Below are 2,719 nucleotides of genomic sequence, written 5' to 3' on the forward strand. Positions count from 1 at the left end.
GACCCAAGAAGAGAATGCCCGAAACGGCCTGATAGCCACCGACTGGCGCGACCCGCAGTACGATATGCTGTTCCAGCCGGTTACCAACAGCATCCGTTACCATTACGACTTCAACGGCAACCGCACCACCACCGTATTGCCCGACGGCAGACAAATCAACTACCTGTATTACGGCAGCGGCCACCTGCACCAAATCAACCTCGACGGCGAAGTCATTACGGACATCGAACGCGATAAGCTGCACCGCGAAATCCAAAGGACACAGGGAGCCCTGACCAGCAACTACGAACTGGATCCGGTAGGCCGTCTGAAAGCCCAAATCGCACAACTCAACGGCCTGTCTGAAAACGGCAAAGCAGCCGTAGGGGCGGGTTACATACCCGCCCGCATGCATGGCCAAACCGCGGTCAAACGCAGCTACGGCTACGACAAAACCGGCAACCTGCTCCACAGCACCGACCAACGGACGGGAACGACGCACTTCGAGTACGATAAGCTCGGCCAGCCCCTGAAAGTACAAAACCAAACCTTTGCCTTCGACCCCGCCTACAACCTGATTAACGAATACGGAGAGCAGGTAAAAGACAACCGCATTGCGGCTTACAACGGCATAAAATTCTTCTACGACGACTTCGGCAACACCATCCACAAAGAACATTCGGACGGCACAACCCAAAATCTGTATTACGATTTGTTCGACCGTTTGGTTAAAGTTGAAACGTTTAAGAAGAACGCGGAAAAGGAAGAGTGGGATAAAGAAGTTTGGGTATTTGAATACGATGCTTTGGACAGAAGAACCGCCAAATACCGTGAGCTTTCAGACGGCCTCAAAGCAGACAGAACAGACTTTATATGGGACGGCAGCCGTCTGCTGCAAGAACAAAATTCAGACGGCCTCTACACTTACATCTATACAGACCAGGACAGTTACGAACCCCTAGCCCAAATTCACAACTGTACAAATACGGAATGTGAAAGCAGACAGGAAATCAATTACTTCCATTGCGACCAAATCGGCATACCGCGTGAAATGACCGATAAAGACGGTAAACTGCTTTGGTTCGGCGAGTATAACGCTTGGGGCAAACTGGTTAAAGAGACCAACGTAACGGGAACAGCGCACCAACCGTTCAGGTTACAGAACCAGTATTGCGACCGAGAAACGGGGCTGCATTACAACTTCTTCAGGTATTATGATTCTGATTGCGGTAGGTTTGTTAATCAGGATCCGATTGGGTTGGATGGTGGCAATAATTTTTATCAATTTGCACCAAATACACAAAATTGGATTGATCCAAGTGGAAATATAGCTTTTGTACCAATTCTAATTGCGATGGGAGTGGGAGCACTTACAGGAGCGGCTACTGATGCAGGTATACAGATCGCATCTAATGTGATTAACGGTAAAAACTGGAATGACATTGATTATGGAAGCGTTGCACTGAGTGCAGGCATTGGTGCGGTAGCAGGACCTGTATTAGGTAAGGTAGGTAAATTAGCAGTAGGTAGATGCCGAAATGCTTTTGGTCCTTTTAGAAACTGGTATAGGAGAAAGCCATCTTATAGTAGATCAGGGGGGTTCAGAACTCGTAATTCTATTTCATGGGGAGCTTCTCCAGCTAGAAATGGTAGATATGTCAATCAAATCGGAAATCCGAGGTTACGCCAATTTAATCAATTTATCCGTAATAAAAGGCTTCCTCCCGGTCGACTATGGTGGAGAACGCGAGATCCTGGGCATTTCCATATTAAACGATAAGTATTATAAGGATGAACTATGTACACAAAGATTAAAAGAGAGAGTAGTGAAGAAGAAACTCAAAAGAAATTGAAAATTCTTTTAAATATAGTAAATAATTCTTCTTGTTATCGTTGTTTTTGTGGTATCAGCGGACAAGATTTAGATTTTTTTAGGAAATTAGCAAGAAATGATAAAATTAATGTGGTTTGGCGTGGGCATTTAAAAAAAGGAATATTAGGGCATTTATTTGGATTTATTCCAGACTACATAGGAGTTATTGAATTTTTGAAGCCAATTAATGAAGTTTTTTTTGAAAATATTTTATATGATAGCGGGCCTTCAATGGTATCTATAGTTATTATGAATGATAATAATAAAATTCAACACTTTATAAGATCATTTCAAACTTCACCTATACCAGATGATTTCGAGAAAGATGTGCTTAAAGATGACCATGCTTTAATCTACAATATTGGAATTAGTGATATTGATGATGGTATTAATTTTGAGGAAATAGCTACTGCGTCAAATCTATGGAAAGATAAATTGATAAATTCTCTTTTATAGCATATTTTTTTACAAAAATAGTAAGCCGCAACTTGTCTGAAATTTTTATTCCATGAGCAAGATGTTGTGCCGACAGAAAACGTAGGCTAGCCCCCTCCCAACACTCACAAAGGCCGTCTGAAAAAACATCCCCCCTTTTTCAGACGGCCTTTTCTTCCACCATCGGCAACAACGAAACGGTAACGGTTGTGGGCGACAGGGCGAAAACCGTTCAGAAAAACGAAACGGCTTCGATTACCCAAAACCGCACAAAATCTGTCGGCCAGAATGAAACGTCGAGCATCACCCAAAACCAAAGCACCAGCGTCGGTGAAAACCAAAGCATCAGCGTCGGCCAAAACCAAAGCACCAGCGTGGGCAAAGACCAAAGCATCGACGTGGCGATGAACCGTAGCCGTTCGGTCGGTCAAA

2 protein-coding genes and 1 pseudogene are annotated in these 2,719 nt (G+C 44.0%); all 3 read left to right on the top strand.

What is annotated here, in order from left to right:
* On the top strand, positions 1–1,759 hold a 1,759-nt coding region (locus tag AKG09_RS11435), incomplete at its 5' end, for an RHS repeat-associated core domain-containing protein (protein ID WP_231623947.1).
* 18 nt (positions 1,760–1,777) lie between these two features.
* A complete protein-coding gene (locus AKG09_RS11440) occupies positions 1,778–2,308 on the top strand; it encodes a hypothetical protein (RefSeq protein WP_054619550.1) in 531 nt (176 codons plus the stop codon).
* 152 nt (positions 2,309–2,460) lie between these two features.
* A pseudogene (locus AKG09_RS11445) lies at positions 2,461–2,719 on the top strand (type VI secretion system tip protein VgrG); the annotation flags it as partial.

This window comes from Neisseria sp. 83E34, from assembly GCF_001308015.1.
In the GTDB taxonomy this organism is placed as follows: domain Bacteria; phylum Pseudomonadota; class Gammaproteobacteria; order Burkholderiales; family Neisseriaceae; genus Neisseria.

Coding starts and splice junctions, on each gene's coding strand:
- AKG09_RS11440 (WP_054619550.1), top strand. CDS start 1,778: ATGTACACAAAGATTAAAAGAGAGAGTAGTGAAGAAGAAACTCAAAAG.